This window comes from Collinsella aerofaciens, from assembly GCF_040910245.1.
In the GTDB taxonomy this organism is placed as follows: domain Bacteria; phylum Actinomycetota; class Coriobacteriia; order Coriobacteriales; family Coriobacteriaceae; genus Collinsella.
In genome coordinates this window covers 37659-54766 of record NZ_JBDGAY010000010.1, presented here as the reverse complement: position 1 = coordinate 54766, position 17108 = coordinate 37659, and the positions used below count along the sequence as shown (strand labels likewise).

Below are 17108 nucleotides of genomic sequence, written 5' to 3'. Positions count from 1 at the left end.
TGGACCTGACAAGATTCGAACTTGTGACCTCCCGGTTATCAGCCGGACGCTCTAACCAACTGAGCTACAGGTCCATCATGGTGGAGGTTAGGGGGATCGAACCCCTGACCTCAGGCTTGCAAAGCCCGCGCTCTCCCAGCTGAGCTAAACCCCCACGGAGAAAGTAATAAACACCCCAGCGGCGACTCGGCTCTCGCTGGGGTGTTTATTGCGAAAGAAAGTGGTGGACCTGACAAGATTCGAACTTGTGACCTCCCGGTTATCAGCCGGACGCTCTAACCAACTGAGCTACAGGTCCATCGCGCAAGGGATATATTAGACGAGTCGTTACGCGCGCGTCAACAACTTTTTTGAAAAACTTTGGAGGGTGCCCGCCGAGCGGGCGAGATGGGTTAGGTTTGCTGCTCGGACAGTCCTGCGCAAGACGAAGGCCACATTAAGTGGCCTTCTTTGCGTGCGGAACTCGCGACAAACCTAACCCATCTCGCCCACTCGGCGGGCACGGGGTCCAAGGTTGTCAAAAAAGCGGTCGACGCGCAGTGCGCCGACCGCCGATGTATGGGGTCTGATATTTTCTACCAGCTAGTTCCTCTTACTCGTCGAGGAGATCTTCTGGCATGTCGTTGCCGTCGCCAAGGTCGACTGGGGCCTCTTCGGCGTCGGCTGCGGCCTCGGCATCCTCGCCTTCGGGCTTCTCTTTTGCGGCCGTCATGCGGGCTACGGCGCAGATTCGGTCGTTATCGTCGACGGTCATCATCTTGACACCCTGGGTGGCGCGACCGGTTTGGCTGATCTCGTCGGTCTTGACGCGAATGACCGTCGCACCCTCCGTCACGATGAACAGCTCATGCTGCGGGCCCACCGTCTTCATGGCTGCGAGGTTACCCTTGCGCTCGGTCATCTGGATGGTGTAGACACCCTGACCGCCGCGGTTCTGCTCCGGGTAATCCGAGACCGGCGTGCGTTTGCCGTAGCCGCGCTCGGTAATGACGAACAGGTCGCCGTTACCGTTGGTAATCTCCATACCAAGAACGCTCACGCCTTCCTTCATGCTAATGCCGCGGACGCCGCTGGTATCGCGACCGGTGGCGCGCACCTGGTCCTCGGGGAACATAATCGCCTTGCCCGCGGTGGTTGCCATGATGATCTTGTCACCCTCGCGCACGCGACGTACAGCGAGCAGCGCGTCGTCGTCCCTCAGGTTGATGGCGATTAGGCCGTCGCGGCGGCTACGGTCGTAGGCGCTCATCACGGTCTTCTTGACCATGCCGCTCTTGGTGGCAAACATCAGGTACTCGTCGGCGGGGAACTCGCGGCAGCTGATGACGCTCGCGATCTTCTCGCCCTCCTCGAAAGGCAGCAGGTTGACGATCGCGGTGCCGCGCGCCTGGCGCGTACCCACCGGCAGTTCGTGCACCTTCAGGCGATAGACCTTGCCCTTGCTCGAGAAGAACAGCACGTACTCGTGCGTGGACGCAATAAACATCTCGTCGATAACGTCGTCCTCTTTGAGGTTGACGCCCGACACGCCCTTGCCGCCGCGCTTCTGGGCGCGATAGGCGGCCACCGGGATGCGCTTGACGTAGCCGGTGTGGGTGATGGTCACGACCATGTCCTCGTCGGCAATCAGATCTTCGACGTCCAGGTCCTTCTCGACGTGGCTGATCTCGGTGCGGCGCTTGTCGCCGAACTTCTTGGAAATCTCGCGCATCTCTTCCTTGATGACGCCCAGGATTTTCTCCTCGTGCGCCAACAGGTCCTCGTAGTAGGCGATGGCGCGGCGCAAGCCGTCCAGCTCTTCCTGAATCTTGTCGCGCTCCAGGCCGGTCAGGCGGCGCAGCTTCATCTCGAGGATGGCCGTGGTCTGCTCGGGCGTAAAGCCAAAACGCTCGATCAGGCGGCTGCTGGCCTCAGAGTCGGTCTGCGAGGAGCGGATGATGCTGATGACCTCGTCGATATGGTCGAGAGCCATCAGGTAGCCCTCGAGGATATGGGCACGCGCCTGTGCCTTCTTGAGGTCAAAGCGGGTGCGGCGGGTGACGACGTCGACCTGGTGGTCGATGTAGTGCTGCAGCATCTCGCGCAGGCTCAGGCATTTGGGAACGCCGTTGACAAGCGCCAGGTTGTTGGCACCAAAGGTCGTCTGCAGCGAGGTGTACTTGTACAGGTTGTTGAGCACGACCTGAGGGATAACGCCCTTCTTGAGCTCGATGACCAGACGGATACCCTTCTGGTTGGATTCATCGCGCATATCCGAGATACCCTCGATGCGCTTGTCATTGACGAGCTGGGCGATTTTCTCCTGCAGGGTGCCCTTGTTGACCATGTAGGGAATCTCGGTAAAGACCAGGCGGCTGCGGCCGGTCTTGGTGGATTCCACGTGGGCCTTGGCGCGCACGGTAATGGAGCCGCGGCCGGTCTCGTAGCTCTGCCTAATGCCGGCACTGCCCATGATGATGGCACCGGTGGGGAAGTCCGGACCGGGCATGATCTGCATGAGCTCGTCGACGGTGGCGTCGGGGTTGTCGATCAGGTAGCACGTGGCTTCGATCGCCTCGGTGAGGTTGTGCGGGGCGATGTTGGTGGCCATGCCGACGGCGATGCCCTGGCTGCCGTTGACCAGCAGGTTGGGGAAACGCGCGGGCAGTGCCACGGGCTCGGCGAGCGACTCGTCGTAGTTGGGCTGCCAGTCGACGGTGTCCTTCTGCAGGTCACGCAGGAGCTCCATGGCGGGCTTAGCCAGACGGCTCTCGGTGTAACGCATGGCGGCGGCGCCGTCGCCGTCGATGTTGCCGAAGTTGCCGTGACCGTCGATGAGTGGCGTGCGCATGGAGAACCACTGTGCCAGGCGAACCATGGCCTCATAGACCGCGGAGTCGCCGTGCGGATGGTACTTACCGATAACTTCGCCGACCGTCCAGGCCGACTTCTTGTGCGGACGGTTGGGGTAGATGCCGCTCTCGTTCATTGCGTACAGGATGCGACGGTGCACCGGCTTTAAGCCATCGCGCACGTCCGGCAGGGCGCGCGCCGTGATGACCGACATCGAGTACTCGATGAACGACTGCTTCATCTCGTGGCCAAACTCCGAAATCTGGAGCTGGCCGCCGTTGATATCCTCGCCGGCCGAGGCGCCGCGGTCGACAGCGCCAAAGCTCTCCTCGAGCTCGGCGTCGTCATCCTCTTCTTCTTCGTCCTCGGCGTCGGGGTTATAGGAATCCGGGTTACCGTCCTCACCCTGCTCGGCGCGGGCGAGCAGGCGCTTCAGATCGTCGGGCATGCCGGCGTCGCCGGCCTCGTCCATACCCTCGTTGTTGTTGATATCGTCTGCCACGTTACCTCCTCTTAAGCATCAAGGAAACGCGCGTCATGCGCATGCTTCTCGATATATTCGCGGCGGTAGCCGACCTCGGAACCCATCAGTTCGCGCACGGCGCGGTCCGCCACCACGGCGTCCTCGATCGTCACGCGCTGTAGGATGCGGGTCTTGGGGTCCATCGTCGTCGAGGCAAGCTGCTTGGGATCCATCTCGCCCAGGCCCTTGTAGCGCTGGACGGTGTAGCCCTTGCGTTTCTTGGTGATCTTGCCATCCTTGGCCTTGCCGTCCTCGTCGTTGTCGTCGGGGTTCAGTCCCAGGCTCTGGATGGTGTCGCGCAGGATCTCGTCTTCGGGCTGGCGGGCGTTGGGATACACGTAGTGAATCTTGTTGCGCACCTTGATGCCAAAGATGGGCGGGCACGCGACGTACACGTAGCCGGCGTCAATCAGCGGGCGCATGTACTTGTAAAAAAACGTCAGCAGCAGGATGCGGATGTGCGCACCGTCGACGTCTGCATCGGTCATGATGATGATCTTGTGGTAGCGCGCCTTGGTGATGTCAAAGTCGCCGCCGTCGCCGGCGCTCGTCGTGACGCCGCAGCCGATCGCGGTGATGAGTGACTGGATGGTGTCGCTCGAGAACGCACGATGATCGCCCACGCGCTCGACGTTCAAAATCTTGCCGCGCAGGGGTAGGATCGCCTGGATGTCTCGGCGACGGCCATCCTTGGCCGAGCCGCCTGCCGAGTCGCCCTCTACGATAAAGAGCTCAGTCAACTCAGCGTCGCGCACCGAACAGTCGGCGAGCTTGCCGGGCAGCGACGCCGTCTCGAGCAGGCTCTTGCGGCGGGTCGCCTCGCGCGCCTTGCGGGCGGCGTTGCGCGCCCTGCAGGCCTGTTGAGCCTTCTTGACGATCTCGCGAGCGGGCTTGGGATGCTCCTCGAGGTAATCGGCCAGACCGTCGGTCATGATCTTGAGCGTCAGCGCGCGCATATAGGAGCTGCCGAGCTTGGCCTTGGTCTGGCCCTCAAACTGTGGATCGGGCAGTTTGACCGAGATAACGGCCGACAGGCCCTCGCGCACATCGTCACCGGTCAGGTTGGCGTCTTTTTCCTTGAGCAGGTTCTGTTTGCGAGCGTAATCGTTAATCACGCGGGTGAGTGCGGTACGGAAGCCCTCGAGGTGCATGCCGCCCTCGGGGGTGTAGATGTCGTTGGCAAACGACATGACGTTCTCGCCGTAGCCGCTATTCCACTGCAGGGACACCTCGACCTCGCCCATCTTGGTCACGGGCGCATCCGGATCCGATTTGCCCTCAATATAGATGGGCTCCTTAAAGGCCTCGGGGACATCCTTGCCCTCGTTGAGGAACTTGACGAAGTCGATGATGCCGCCGGCGTAGCAAAACTCCTCCACATGGGGAGTCGCCTCGCGCTCGTCGGTCAGCACGATCTTGAGGTTCTTGTTGAGGAACGCCGTCTCCTGCAGACGGTTGTGCAGCGTGTCGAAATCGTAGATGCAGGTCTCGAAGATCTCGTCGTCGGGCCAGAAGCTGACAGTGGTACCCGTCGTCTCCGAAGTGCCCACGACCTCCATCTTCTTGACGGTCTTGCCGCGCGAAAACTCCATCTCGTAGATGTTGCTATCGCGGCATACCCGTACGACCACACGCTTGGACAGGGCGTTGACGACGGAGATGCCCACGCCGTGCAGGCCGCCCGAGACCTTGTAGGCCGAGTTATCGAACTTACCGCCGGCGTGCAGGATCGTCATGACGACCTCGAGCGTCGGGATCTTTTTGATGGGATGCTCGTCGACGGGGATACCGCGCCCGTTATCGACGACCGTGATGGAGTTGTCGGCGTGGACCGTCACCTGGATCTCGGTGCAGAAACCGGCCATGGCCTCGTCGACGGAGTTGTCAACGATCTCCCACACCAGGTGATGAAGACCGCTGGCGCTCGTCGAGCCAATGTACATGCCCGGGCGCTTACGAACGGCCTCGAGACCTTCGAGAATCTTAATCTCGCCGCCATCGTAATCGTTTTCGTTTGCCACACGTCCTCCTTCAGTTAAGAAAATGTGTACAGCCTTACTAGTTTATCGTAAAAAAATACCCTCGGGAACGAGGGTATTTGGCTCTACAAGGCCACCAGATGCGATTTAAGGCTCTTTTTTGCTCTGCACGCCCTTGGCCCACTCGGCACTGGCTCTCATGGCGTTCTCGAGGGCCTCGCGCAGCTTTTGGTCCTCGATGGGTGCCACTTGGTGCTCAATCTCGGCACGCTCGGCATCGCTTAGGTCGGCATGCGGAGCCGGCGGACGCTCGGCCACGGCCGGACGCAGGCGCTCTTTTGCAGCGGGCGGTGTGTGGCCGGGGGCGGTCGTCTTGAACACCAGGCCGTCGACGTGCGCGCCGGCGCGCTCCATGCGCGCGCGGATAATCTCGCGCAAAAGTGTCATCTCCTGCGTCCATGAGGGCGAATCGAGGTACACCAGCAGTTCGTTGGACTCGGGCAGGTAGCGCAGGCCCGTCACATGGCGTCCCTCGCGCGTGCCCGAGCACACCGCATTCCAGGCGCGATAGACCGCACGAGACTCCTCCGCAGCCTCCATCTGCGCGCGGTGCTCAGGTGTCGCGGCCGCCAGGATACGCTGACGCTCGGCATCCAAAAAGCCGCCAAAGGCAACCGTTCCGTTCTCGCGCTCGTAATTAGCACGTCTCACCCATGCTCACCACCTTGGCTCGATCAAGCAGGTCATCGGTAAAATACCCCAGATTGGTGGTGGTTATGACTGTCTGGATATCATCACCGATCAGCTGTAGAAAAGCGCCTCGGCGCCCGGCGTCGAGCTCGCTCATCACGTCGTCCAAAAGCAGCAGCGGCGCGGTGCCCAGGATATCGCGCGCCACGGCCACTTCTGCCACCTTCCAGGCAAGCACCAGCGTTCGCTGCTGGCCCTGGCTGGCAAATGAACGGGCCGATCGACCCGCGACGGAAAACTCAATCTCGTCGCGATGCGGCCCCACGAGCGTCACGCCGCGGCGGATCTCCTCGTCGGCGCGTTCATCGAGCGCCGAGAGCATGTGCTCATACGCCCAACCCCTGAGCTCGTCGCGATCCTCGATGCGAGGCAGGTCGCCAAGCGTGGACACATAGGACACGCCGGCGGGCTCGCCGGATGCCACGCGGCCATAGGCATCGCGCACATGGACCGACAGCCGGTCGAGCAGGGCTAGACGATGTACGAGCACGGCCGAACCGGCGCGGGCGAGCGATTCGTTCCAGGCGCCGAGCATCTCGCGGCAGCACCAGGTCTCCTTGAGCAGGGCATTGCGCTGGGTCACGCAGCGCCCGTAGGCACTAGCCAGATCGGCATAGCGCGCACTCAGCTGAACGCCAAAGTCATCAAGTGCGGTGCGGCGCACGCTGGCACCCCGCTTGACCATATCCAGGTGGTCCGGACAAAACAGAACGCTCGGCAGCACCCCGCGCACGCCGGACGCAGCGCAGCGCTTGCCGTTGCGGCTAAACGAACGCTTGCCATCTTCCACGCTCAGCCCCATGTCCAGCACGCGCTCATCACCTTCGAGCCTCAGCTCGACTTTACATGAGCCCACGCCGTCGTGCACGAGCTCGGCTGCGGTCGGATGCCTAAACGAGGCGCCACTCGTCAAAAGCTGCAGCGCCTCTATGAGGTTGGTCTTTCCCGCCGCGTTGGGACCTGCGAGCACTGTCACACCGTCGCTCAGGGCAAGGCGGTAACTGTCGAAGCTGCGATAGCGCGCAACGGAAAGATCGCGTGCGAACATGGTCATGGGCAGTGCTAGATGCGTACCGGCATGACCAGGTACAGGTAGTTGATCTTGTCGTAGGACTTGAAGATGCCAGCCTGCGAATAGCTCTTGAGCTCCAGCGTGATCTCCTTCTCCTTGGACAGGGCATTGAGGCAGCCAAAGATGTAGTGGTAGTTGAAGGCGATGGTGCCCGACTCGCCTTCGGCCTCGACATCGATCGTCTCCTGCGCCAGATCCTGGTCGTTGGAAATGGAGGACAGGCCCATCTGGCCGTTCTCGACGTCAATCTCAAACTTGACAGCGGGGTTGGCGCTCGCGATAACGGCTACACGCTTAAGGGCGGCGTTAAAGGCGGCTACGTCGATCTTGACGCTCGTCACGCACGAATCGGGGATGAGCTGCTTGTAATTGGGATATACGCCCTCGATGCGGCGCGACACGTAGGTGGTGTTGCCGGCCTCAAAGACAACCTGGGTGTCGGTGGCGCCGATCATGATGGTCGCCTGGCTTGCCATGATGCTCAGAGCATCGTTGAAGGCGTCGGCAGGCACGTTGAGCTCAAAGGAACCTTCGAGGGTCGAGGTCTCGACCTGCGTATCACACACGGCCAGACGGAAGGAGTCGGTCGCCACCAGGCGCACGGTGTTGTTCTCGACCTTCATGTGCACGCCACCCAGGATGGGGCGGGCCTTGTCAGTCGAGGTTACGCGCCATACGCGGCTTACCATTTCGGACAGGATATCGGTCGGCAGCTCGACGGCGCTCTCGATGGCGTATGCCGGGAACTCGGGAAAGTCGTTGGCATCGAGCGTGTTGAGGCGGAAAGAGCTCTTCTCGCAGCCAATCAAAACCTGACGCTCGGACAGCTCAAAGGTGACCGGGGCATCGGGAAGGGTCTTGGTGATGTTGGAGAGCATCTTGCAGGGAATCACCATCTCGCCCTCCTCTTCGACATGAGCCGCAATGCGGTGACGAATCGAGATGGTGTAGTTGGAGGTCTGGAATTCCAAGATGCCGTCTTGTGCCTTAACGAGCACGCCCGACAGAATGGGAAGGGTGGATGCCGAAGCGACGCCTTTCATAACGACGCCGATGGCTTGCGTAAGCGAGCTCTGGCTGACGGTGAACTTCATCTTTTAATACCTTTCTATAGATATAAATATCTTAATAATAGTAATAGTACTGACGAAACTGTTGATTACTCCTAAAAGTGCAGGTCAGCCCTAAAAAGGGAATCGACAGGAACCTGTGTGCAACCGGGCATGTTTTCCACGTTCAAAACCTGCGCAAAACTTTTCATCACCGCGGCTCGAGTTTTTGACACCTTATAACCGCTGTTTCGACAAGTTTTCAACAGGTGTGTCCATTTACCTACGAGCGCAGTGTAATTTTATCGCGCAGTGACTTGAGGTCTTCGGTGACAGTCCGGTCTTCCTGAATCATCTTCTGAACCTTTTTATAGCTCGTGCTGACGGTCGAGTGGTTGCGGTTGCCAAACTCGGCGCCCACGGCCGTCGTCGTCATCTCGCACATCTCGATTGCCAGGTAGATGGCGATATGGCGCGCCTTGGCGATATTGGCGTTGCGGCGAGGCCCGATGAGTTCCTCGTGCGTCACACCGTATTGCTCCTCGATGACGGACTGGACCGTCTGCACATTGATCTTCTTGGCCGATGTGTCGAAGTACTGGTTGGCGATGGCGTCGATGTCGTCAAAGGTGAGCTCCCCGCCCTCGCGTTCGCGATCGCCCGCTTCGCCGGCACAACGCTCGCAAAAGCTCTCGAGTTCGCGAATGTTGGTGCCCGAGACCTCGGCCATATGTTTAAAGTGCGCGTCGGTCAGATGTCCGCCGTCGCCCCCGTAGGCCGCCAGCAGCGAGTCGTTGCCCGCCTCGGGCGCGGCGGCGATCGTGTTCTCGTAATAGCGCTGCAAAATCTTGTACTTCATCTCGTAGCTGGGCTCCGCCACCAGGCACAGCAGACCGGCATTAAAGCGACTGGTCAGGCGCTCGTCCATATTGAGGTCTTTGGGAGCGCGATCGGCGGCGATCACGACCTTCTTGTTGTTGCGGATAAATTCGTCCATCAACTGGAAGAAGTAATCCACGCTCGCGCGCTTGCCGATGATGTTCTGAATGTCATCGATGATGAGCACGTCGACGCCGTGGTATGCCTGCATAATGGGGGCGTTGCTCTTCTTTTGGCGGTCGAATTCCGTCATCAAGTCGTCCAGGTATGCCTGCGAGTTGGCGTACTTCACCTTGATCTCGGGCGATTTCTCTGCCAGCTCGTTTTTGATGGCGAGCAGCAGGTGCGTCTTGCCCAGGCCCGATTTGCCGTAGATGAACAGCGACGTGCAGGTGCCGGGCGTGTCTGCAAGCATGGCGAATTTGAGCGCCGATCGGTAGGCAAGACTGTTCTCCGGTCCGAAGACGAAGTTTTCAAACGTGAATTTCGAATTCGCCGCGAGGGGTGCCCCGTCTGCGTTTTTCTCGACTGCCGCCGGGGCCGCCGCCGAAGGTGCTGCCGGCGCTGCGGACGAACTCGCGCTTTTCGCCGGTGGCCTGCCATTCATTTGGGTCATCATGCGGCGGAAATCGTCGGCGGACAACGTGTTTTTAATTGCAATGCCCGATTCCTCGCCGGGTGTCGTCTCGTGTGCGACGGGCATATGCGTGGCGGTCGGGATGGGCGAGGGGGCTGGCTCTACCGCCGGTGCGACCGAAGCGGTCGGCTGCGGTGCCATGGTTTCACGGGAAACATCGTCGCGTCGAGGCTCGGGCGCCGGCGTTGCCGCTGCGGTGGCGGTCACTGCCGAGTGAGTGTCCGGGGCCGTATTTGCCGAGGCGCCTTGCGGTGCCACGATATTGAGCGCGATCGGTGCAAAGGCGATCTCTTCTAGGTACGCCTCGATGGTCGCCTGATGCTTTTTGAGCTGAGCGATGGCAAAGCGCGAAGGGGCCTCAATCGTCAGAGTGTCCTCGGTTAAACTTACGGCGCGCGATTGTCCCAGCATGTTGATGAGGCGTGCATCTTGGCCGTCGCGCTGACAAAAGGCGATGGCATCTCCCAGGATGATGCTTGCTTCCTCGTCCACTGTTTCTCCCGCTCCTTAACTTTGGGCTCGCACGCGAGCGCTGCCTATTTCGGTCAGATGATATTTCTGGCCATGTTTGATTATCAAGCCGGCCTGTGCCAAGTCGTTGAGCGTTCGCGACCACGTGGGCGCTGAGTTTCCAAACGCTCGTGCCAGGTCGGTTGCGCCACACTCCTGGTTTTGAGCCAGATAGCCCAGTGCCGCTTCGCCGCGCTCGCTCACAAATACGTTTTGCTGCGGCTGTGCATATTGATTCGCCGCATTAGGATACATCATTTGAGCTGCTGGTTGTTGAGAACTCTGCATGGGCAGCGGCTGCTGTTGAAAACTTTGAGGCCACTGTTGGTAAGGCTGCGGGGGCATCTGCTGGGCCCATGGGTTGTACTGCGCCTGGGGCATCTGTTGGTACGGCTGCTGGTATCCCAGCGGGTATTGCTGGGGGTATGCCTGCGCATATCCCGTTTGCGGTGCGTATTGAGCCGGATACCCTTGCGGGTTCGGTTGATAGGACATCTGCTGTGCGGCCGATGCGCCCGCCATCTGCTGCAAGGTTCCCGCGTCCTGGCCCATCGCTGGCTTTGCATCGGGTATGTTTTGGGGAATCGCGCCCGAGGGTGCCTGGAGCTCTTGCATGGGGGCCATGCCAGGCTGCTGCATGGGGGCCATTTGCTGTTGCACCTGTTGCATCGCTGCGGGTTGCTGCGTGAAGGCGCCCGGCATGGGATATGCCTGCTGCTCTGTTTCGGGTCGCACGGCTGCCCCGCGCCCGCCAGCACGTTCGATTTCCTGCACGCGCTTGGGGTCCAGACTTACCGTCACGACGGTGCCGTTGCCCATGTTGTCCTCGATGGAGACGGCGCCGCCGGCGTTTTCCAAGTACTCCTGTACCATGGGAAACCCGGCGCCGGTGCCGCGGATATACCGTTTCATCTTGCTGTTTGCGCTGGTTACGCCAAAATCGAAGGCACGTTCTTTGTCGTCGATGCCCGGACCCTGATCGGCAAAGCGGATGGTATCGCCACCGTCGAGAATCGAGATGATGGGCTCTGCAAAATGCGCGTGGATAAAGTTTTCGACAATCTCGCGGATAACCATCAGCGAGATGCGTCCTCCCTGCTCCTTCATGCACTGGTAGACGGTGTTGGTTGTCTCTTCCAAGTAGGTACGGACGTCTTGCGGTTCGATGACGATGACACGCGGTGTCGACAGCATGTCATCGTAGACCGCGATGCGCGCTGCATACATGGCCTTCGGTGCTTGTGCGGTGACCTGCTCGCTCTCGTTGCGTTCTTCGCGCACGCCGGTGATGTGCTCGTTGTCGGGTGCCGGATCACCGGAATCGACCATGGTGTAGAAGTCGTCAGACATGCCGCTCGCAATCTTTCAAAAGGTTTTGAACAAATAGTAGCTCACCACGCAACGTTTCTCATCTTTCGACAAGTTTTCAAAACCTGTTGAAAACTTTGGAAAACGGACGAAAAGTTCTCAACATTTCCAACACGACCTGTTGAAAACTCGATGAAATTTCGTGAAAAGTTGCCTGCTGCCTCAACTGCCGGTTCTGCTTATGGGGGAACCGTGTACTCTTTGCAACCTTTCACCTTTGATTTCTTGACATTTGAACATTGATTTCCCTACAATCTTCAAGCTCACGTGTCTATATCTGCGTCCGCGCCCCCGCGGACACTCGAAATGCAGCAGGAGGAACTTAAGATGAAGCGTACGTATCAGCCTAATAAGCGTAAGCGTGCCAAGACCCATGGCTTCCGTGCCCGTATGGCCACTAAGGGTGGTCGTGCCGTGCTCGCCCGTCGTCGCGCCAAGGGCCGCAAGCGTCTCACTGTCTAGCAGCGATACACACATCTCGCATGAAGACTATTAAGTCTCGGCAAGATTTCGAGCATGTGTTCAGTCAGGGGCGTCGTTTCAATCACCCTCTGATTCGAATGACCATATGTGAATCGGTTGGCGAAGGCGACTCCGGAAGGGTCGCCTTCGTTGGTGCTAAACGACTCGGTTGTGCTGTCGTGCGCAACCGATCTAAGCGTGTGATGCGCGAGGCCGCCCGCAGCTGTGGATTTCCCGTTGCGGGTTATGACATCATCTTGTTCGCGACTCCCAAGACGAGGGTTTCCTCGCCGCAGGAGATGGACAAGGCATTGCGTTCGCTTATGAAACGCGCCGGCGTTGCCGGGGAGGAGCGATGAGCAATCACGTTTTGCGACGTGTTGCCATCGCTCCTATTCGCATATATCAACAGGTTATTTCGCCCTTATTGCCTGACGCCTGCATTTATTACCCAACGTGCTCACAATACGCTATCCAGGCGATTGAGAAGTACGGTGTTTTGAGAGGCTGCTGGCTTGCCGTGAGGCGCATCGCTCGCTGCAATCCCCTGCACGTCGGCGGTTATGACCCTGTGCCTTAGCGGGCACTCGCTATCGGAGGAAAACTTACATGTGGGATTGGATCGTTAACATCCTTTTTGAGCTGCTCAAGCTCATCCAGACCTTTGCGGTCGACTGGGGCCTGTCCATCATCATTCTGGTGGTCATCATCCGTCTGCTGCTGACGCCGCTTATGCTCAAGTCGACCAAGTCGACAGCTCGCATGCAGGTGCTGCAGCCTAAGATGCTCGAGATCCAGGAGCGCTATGCCGACGATCCCCAGCGCCAGGCCGAGGAGATGCAGAAGTTCTACAGCGAGAACAAGTTCAACCCCATGGCTGGTTGTCTGCCGCTGTTGATCCAGATGCCTGTCCTGTTCGCCCTGTTTACGCTGCTGCGTAACCTGCCGAACTACTTTAGCGACGGCACGTTCTCGTTCTTCAACATCCTGCCTGACCTTACCACCACGCCGAGCGCTTCCTTTGCCGATGGCTTTATGGTTGCGCTGCCTGCGCTGGTTTGCCTGATTCTGTTCGCTGTCTTGACCCTGATTCCGCAGCTGTATATGTCTCGCAATCAGACTGGTCAGCAGGCCCAGAGCATGCGCATGATGGCCGTCGTCATGACCGTCATGATGCTTTGGATGGGCTGGAGCCTGCCCGTCGGCGTTCTGCTGTACTACGATGTGTCTTCTGCCTGGCAGGTTATCCAGCAGATCTTTGTGACACAGAAGGTTATCGACAAGGCCAAGGCCGATGAGGAGGAGCGCCTCAAGAACGCTCCGCTGCAGGTCGAGGTTACCCGTCGCGAGAAGAAGCCGCGTCCGCACAAGAAGAAGTAGTCGGGATATCAATCTTATTTAGGTACCTAACTTTTGGAGTACGTTATGTCTGAAGAGATCATCGAGGATATGCTTGAGGAGGTTGCCCCGCAGATTGCGGGCGATTATCCCGAGATTGCACAGCGCTACAAGGCCGGTGAAGAACTGACCGATGAGGAGCTCGACACCATTGCCGATGTTGCGATTTCCATTCTGCGTTCCATCCTTTCGCACTTCGATGCCGCCAGCTCTCCTATTGATGAGTACGAGGGCGACGAGGGTGAGCTGATTTTGGATGTTACGGCTCCTGATCTTGCTGTTCTCATTGGCCGTCATGGTCGTACCCTTGATGCCCTTCAGGTTATGTTCTCTTTGCTGGTGAGCCGCAAGCTTGGCTTTAGGTATCCGGTTGTGGTTGACGTTGAGGGCTACAAGAGTCGTCGTCAGGACAAGGTTGCCTCTATGGCTCAGTCTGCCGCCGAGCGTGCCATCCGTACTCATAAGAGTGTTTCGCTTCCGCCCATGAATGCCTATGAGCGCCGTCTGGTCCATATTGCACTTCGTGGCAATGATGCTGTAGACACCCATTCTGAGGGTTCTGACCCTGATCGCCATGTGGTGATTGTTGCTCGATAATCTACTCGAGCTTATGCTAAGGGGGCGTGGTTTCCACGTCCCCTTTTTTTGTCAAAAGTTCTCGATACACTGATTTTTGTCAGAAAGGAGCTTCTGTTGTTTGTACTTACAGATCAGCAAGCTGACGAGATGCTGAGTCGTCTAACTTCCTATTGCAAAGAGTATTCCTTGAATGTAACTGATGCTGATCTAAGGAAATGTATTCAGCATTTGGATTTGGTTCTAGAAACAAATAAGACAACCAACCTCACCCGTATTCTTAACGTAGAAGACGCTGCGGTACTTCATATCCTCGACTCACTTGTCTTGCTCCCTTATGTCAATAAGGCTCCTGAGGGAGCTTTGCTCGATATGGGAACTGGTGCGGGTTTCCCTGGTATTCCATTAACGATAACCACGCATCGTAAAGCTTCTTATATTGACTCTGTTGGCAAAAAGGTTGATGCTGTCAATTCTTTCGTTCATGCTCTTGGATTGAAAAATGGTCATGCAGTTCATGATCGCCTTGAAGAATATGCTCGAAGCCATAAGAAGCAGTTCTCTGTTGTAACCGCCCGCGCATTGGCCCCTCTACCGATTCTTGTTGAGTATGCCGCTCCGTACCTCAAGGATGGTGGGCTATTTGTTATCACGAAGGGCAATCCTACGGATGAGGAGCTTGCTTCCGGCATGTCAGTGGCTAAGATCTGCGGCTTCACCTTGCTTCTGAATGACGCAATTGATTTGCCTGAGGGCTTGGGTCACAGGGAGTTCATTGTTCTTAAGAAGAGTCATCCAGCATCCGTTTCATTGCCTCGTGCAAATGGCATGGCAAAGAAGAATCCGCTTGCCTAGATGTTTCACGTGAAACATAATGGATACTAACAACTTGCAGTGTTTCACGTGAAACATTGATGTTGATATTGAATCGGAATGTTTCACGTGAAACATCCTCCGTTTAACAGCTTAAAACACACCAGGAGGGACCGTGGGATTTCGCGACGTTAAGCGTTCTAAGAGCGCAAAAGACACGCGTATTATTGCAATCATCAATCAAAAAGGCGGCGTCGGTAAGTCAACGACGGCTGTAAACCTTGCAGCAGCACTGGGTGAGCAGGGTCGCAAGACACTGATTGTCGATTTTGATCCGCAGGGAAACAGCACCAGTGGATTCGGAATTGAAAAAGAAGACCTTGATCAGTGCATCTATGATGCATTGCTGAATGACGCGCCGGCTGAATCGCTTGTTCTTGATACAAATTGCAAGAAGGTATTCGTTATTCCGGCGACAATTCAGCTTGCAGGTGCCGAAATTGAGCTCGTAAGCGCAATTGCTCGTGAAACCCGCCTTAAAGATTTGCTTGAGCCGATTCAGGATGAGTTCGATTTTATATTCATCGACTGTCCTCCTTCGCTTGGCCTGCTTACCATCAATGCTTTGACCGCAGCAGATAGCGTTTTGATTCCGATCCAGTGCGAGTATTACGCACTCGAGGGCGTTACGAAGCTGCTTGAGTCAATGAAGATGGTCAAATCACGTCTGAATAAGGGCTTAGACACCTATGGTGTGCTTATGACCATGTATGACTCGCGTACTTCTCTGTCGAATCAGGTTGTTGAGGAAGTTCAGTCGTATTTTGGTGATAAGGCTTTTAAGACCTTAATTCCTCGTACCGTAAAAATCTCTGAGGCTCCGTCTTTTGGAGAGCCGGTGATTACCTATGCACCTCAAAATAAGGGTGCAAAAGCGTATATGAACCTTGCAAAAGAGGTGATCAAGCGTGCCTAGTGCAAAGAAACGTGGCGGATTGGGACGTGGACTCAATGCTTTGGTCTCAGAGGCCGAGTATGAGACCGGTGGTTCGGCTGCATTGACTTCAAATGCCGCATCTGAAACAAAACTGCCTATTGAGGATATCGTTCCCAACCCTAATCAGCCGCGAATTCACTTTAACGAAACTGAACTTCGCGAGTTGAGCGAGTCAATCCAAGAACATGGCGTTTTGCAGCCGTTGTTAGTTCGCAAGCATGGAAATGGCTATGAGATTATAGCGGGCGAGCGTCGTTACCAGGCGTCAAAGCTTGCTGGTCTTGAGGAACTGCCTGTCATCATTAAAGAAGTTAATGATGAGGAAATGCTCGCTCTTGCACTTATCGAGAATCTTCAGCGTTCTGATTTGAATCCCGTCGAAGAGGCGAAGGGTTATCGTCAGCTCATTGATGCCAGCGGCATGACGCAAGAGGCGTTATCAAAGGCTGTCAGTAAGTCTCGTTCCGCAATTACAAATTCACTTCGTTTGTTAGACCTTCCGGAAGTCGTGCAGCAGATGATTTTCGAGGGCAAGCTTACTGCCGGCCATGCGAGAGCGATTCTTGCAGTTCCATATGAAGATGCCAGGATTCGACTTGCTGAAAAAGTTGTTGCAGAAGGTCTTTCCGTTAGAGCGACAGAAAATCTTGCTCCGTTGTTTTCTGCCGGAGAGACACCAAGGACTCCGAGGCCGGCAACACCTCAGTCATTCAAAAAGGCCGCTCGAGTACTTCGTCAAGTTTTTAACACGAATGTACGCGTGAAGAGCTCGCGTGGTAAGAACAAAATCGAAATCGAGTTCAAAGACGAGGAGGAGCTCTCCCGTATCCTTGGTGAAATGATTCAATTTGGGCAGGAGGATCAGGATGAAGAATAAGGTTCTCGCGGTCGTTGCGTTGGCAACCACCGTCGTCGCTGGTGCCTTTGCTGGTTATAAGCTTGCGACAGATGATGAACTTCGAGGTCGACTGCTGCGCGGAGCTCAGGATATCGTTGATACATCTAAGAAGAAAATGGATGTGATGACCGAAGATGTCGCTATGCGCACTGCTCAGGTGACTAAGAATCCTAAGATTAACCAAGACTGGGTTAACCATCAGTGGGAAAATGTTGGTTATTAGGTACCTAACAATTACGTGCCTATTTTGAAAGGGTCCTTGTCTGATTCATGAGACAAGGACCCCTTATTTTGGCTATAAAACTAAGGTTACGTATATCAAGTCCTCTAGGATGAAAACAAATGAAACAGCCCTGATTACATTT

At 56.9% G+C, this 17108-nt stretch carries 16 protein-coding genes and 3 tRNA genes; 9 read left to right on the top strand and 10 right to left on the bottom strand.

The features are described from left to right. From AB5Z20_RS05265 to AB5Z20_RS05220, 10 genes are all read right to left on the bottom strand, one after another. Window positions 1-74: transfer RNA gene (locus tag AB5Z20_RS05265), tRNA-Ile, on the bottom strand. A 4-nt stretch (window positions 75-78) separates the two neighbouring features. After that, window positions 79-154: transfer RNA gene (locus AB5Z20_RS05260), tRNA-Ala, on the bottom strand. A 67-nt stretch (window positions 155-221) separates the two neighbouring features. Then, a tRNA-Ile gene (locus tag AB5Z20_RS05255) sits at window positions 222-298 on the bottom strand. Window positions 299-592: 294 nt separating this feature from the next. Beyond that, window positions 593-3304: a DNA gyrase subunit A gene (gyrA, locus tag AB5Z20_RS05250; protein ID WP_368156578.1), complete on the bottom strand. Its 2712-nt coding sequence runs from the start codon at window positions 3302-3304 to the stop codon at window positions 593-595. 41 nt (window positions 3305-3345) lie between these two features. Continuing rightward, on the bottom strand, window positions 3346-5376 hold the full coding sequence (gene gyrB, locus AB5Z20_RS05245) for a DNA topoisomerase (ATP-hydrolyzing) subunit B (protein WP_368156559.1): 2031 nt from the start codon (window positions 5374-5376) through the stop codon (window positions 3346-3348). Between the two features lie 105 nt (window positions 5377-5481). Next, window positions 5482-6045 (bottom strand): DciA family protein, encoded by a 564-nt coding sequence (locus tag AB5Z20_RS05240; protein WP_368156557.1) that lies wholly within the window; start codon window positions 6043-6045, stop codon window positions 5482-5484. Further along, window positions 6032-7138, bottom strand: a complete 1107-nt coding sequence (gene recF / locus AB5Z20_RS05235) for a DNA replication/repair protein RecF (protein WP_368156556.1) — start codon at window positions 7136-7138, stop codon at window positions 6032-6034. Before recF ends, AB5Z20_RS05240 begins: the two co-directional genes overlap by 14 nt. A gap of 8 nt (window positions 7139-7146) precedes the next feature. Continuing rightward, entirely contained in the window at window positions 7147-8250 is a 1104-nt protein-coding gene (gene dnaN, locus AB5Z20_RS05230; RefSeq protein ID WP_117647803.1) for a DNA polymerase III subunit beta, read from the bottom strand. Between the two features lie 238 nt (window positions 8251-8488). After that, window positions 8489-10213 carry a DnaA ATPase domain-containing protein gene (locus AB5Z20_RS05225; RefSeq protein ID WP_368156555.1) on the bottom strand — a complete coding sequence of 575 codons (1725 nt, stop codon included), beginning with the start codon at window positions 10211-10213 and terminating at the stop codon, window positions 8489-8491. 15 nt (window positions 10214-10228) lie between these two features. Further along, a complete protein-coding gene (locus tag AB5Z20_RS05220; RefSeq protein ID WP_368156553.1) occupies window positions 10229-11581 on the bottom strand; it encodes an ATP-binding protein in 1353 nt (450 codons plus the stop codon). Window positions 11582-11926: 345 nt separating this feature from the next. On the opposite strand from AB5Z20_RS05220, the gene rpmH reads away from it, so the two are divergent. The 9 genes from rpmH (at window position 11927) to AB5Z20_RS05175 (ending at window position 16966) form a co-directional block, all read left to right on the top strand. Further along, window positions 11927-12061 carry a 50S ribosomal protein L34 gene (rpmH, locus tag AB5Z20_RS05215; protein WP_019127408.1) on the top strand — a complete coding sequence of 45 codons (135 nt, stop codon included), beginning with the start codon at window positions 11927-11929 and terminating at the stop codon, window positions 12059-12061. Between the two features lie 20 nt (window positions 12062-12081). Continuing rightward, complete coding sequence (gene rnpA, locus AB5Z20_RS05210) at window positions 12082-12420, top strand: ribonuclease P protein component (protein ID WP_006236191.1); 339 nt, start codon at window positions 12082-12084, stop codon at window positions 12418-12420. Continuing rightward, window positions 12417-12641 (top strand): membrane protein insertion efficiency factor YidD, encoded by a 225-nt coding sequence (yidD, locus tag AB5Z20_RS05205; RefSeq protein WP_117584026.1) that lies wholly within the window; start codon window positions 12417-12419, stop codon window positions 12639-12641. Before rnpA ends, yidD begins: the two co-directional genes overlap by 4 nt. A gap of 29 nt (window positions 12642-12670) precedes the next feature. Then, window positions 12671-13441, top strand: coding sequence for a YidC/Oxa1 family membrane protein insertase (locus AB5Z20_RS05200; RefSeq protein ID WP_195363704.1), 771 nt, complete (start codon window positions 12671-12673; stop codon window positions 13439-13441). Between the two features lie 45 nt (window positions 13442-13486). Then, a complete protein-coding gene (locus tag AB5Z20_RS05195) occupies window positions 13487-14056 on the top strand; it encodes a protein jag (protein ID WP_368156552.1) in 570 nt (189 codons plus the stop codon). A gap of 96 nt (window positions 14057-14152) precedes the next feature. Then, complete coding sequence (gene rsmG, locus AB5Z20_RS05190) at window positions 14153-14890, top strand: 16S rRNA (guanine(527)-N(7))-methyltransferase RsmG (protein WP_368156550.1); 738 nt, start codon at window positions 14153-14155, stop codon at window positions 14888-14890. 133 nt (window positions 14891-15023) lie between these two features. Beyond that, window positions 15024-15824: a ParA family protein gene (locus AB5Z20_RS05185; RefSeq protein WP_368156549.1), complete on the top strand. Its 801-nt coding sequence runs from the start codon at window positions 15024-15026 to the stop codon at window positions 15822-15824. Then, window positions 15817-16722 (top strand): ParB/RepB/Spo0J family partition protein, encoded by a 906-nt coding sequence (locus AB5Z20_RS05180; RefSeq protein WP_368156548.1) that lies wholly within the window; start codon window positions 15817-15819, stop codon window positions 16720-16722. Before AB5Z20_RS05185 ends, AB5Z20_RS05180 begins: the two co-directional genes overlap by 8 nt. Beyond that, entirely contained in the window at window positions 16712-16966 is a 255-nt protein-coding gene (locus tag AB5Z20_RS05175; RefSeq protein ID WP_349100065.1) for a hypothetical protein, read from the top strand. Before AB5Z20_RS05180 ends, AB5Z20_RS05175 begins: the two co-directional genes overlap by 11 nt. Window positions 16967-17108: the final 142 nt, after the last annotated feature.

Coding starts and splice junctions, on each gene's coding strand:
- dnaN (WP_117647803.1), bottom strand. CDS start 8,250: ATGAAGTTCACCGTCAGCCAGAGCTCGCTTACGCAAGCCATCGGCGTC.
- AB5Z20_RS05195 (WP_368156552.1), top strand. CDS start 13,487: ATGTCTGAAGAGATCATCGAGGATATGCTTGAGGAGGTTGCCCCGCAG.
- rnpA (WP_006236191.1), top strand. CDS start 12,082: ATGAAGACTATTAAGTCTCGGCAAGATTTCGAGCATGTGTTCAGTCAG.
- rpmH (WP_019127408.1), top strand. CDS start 11,927: ATGAAGCGTACGTATCAGCCTAATAAGCGTAAGCGTGCCAAGACCCAT.
- gyrA (WP_368156578.1), bottom strand. CDS start 3,304: ATGGACGAGGCCGGCGACGCCGGCATGCCCGACGATCTGAAGCGCCTG.
- yidD (WP_117584026.1), top strand. CDS start 12,417: ATGAGCAATCACGTTTTGCGACGTGTTGCCATCGCTCCTATTCGCATA.
- AB5Z20_RS05200 (WP_195363704.1), top strand. CDS start 12,671: ATGTGGGATTGGATCGTTAACATCCTTTTTGAGCTGCTCAAGCTCATC.
- AB5Z20_RS05220 (WP_368156553.1), bottom strand. CDS start 11,581: ATGTCTGACGACTTCTACACCATGGTCGATTCCGGTGATCCGGCACCC.
- recF (WP_368156556.1), bottom strand. CDS start 7,138: ATGACCATGTTCGCACGCGATCTTTCCGTTGCGCGCTATCGCAGCTTC.
- AB5Z20_RS05175 (WP_349100065.1), top strand. CDS start 16,712: ATGAAGAATAAGGTTCTCGCGGTCGTTGCGTTGGCAACCACCGTCGTC.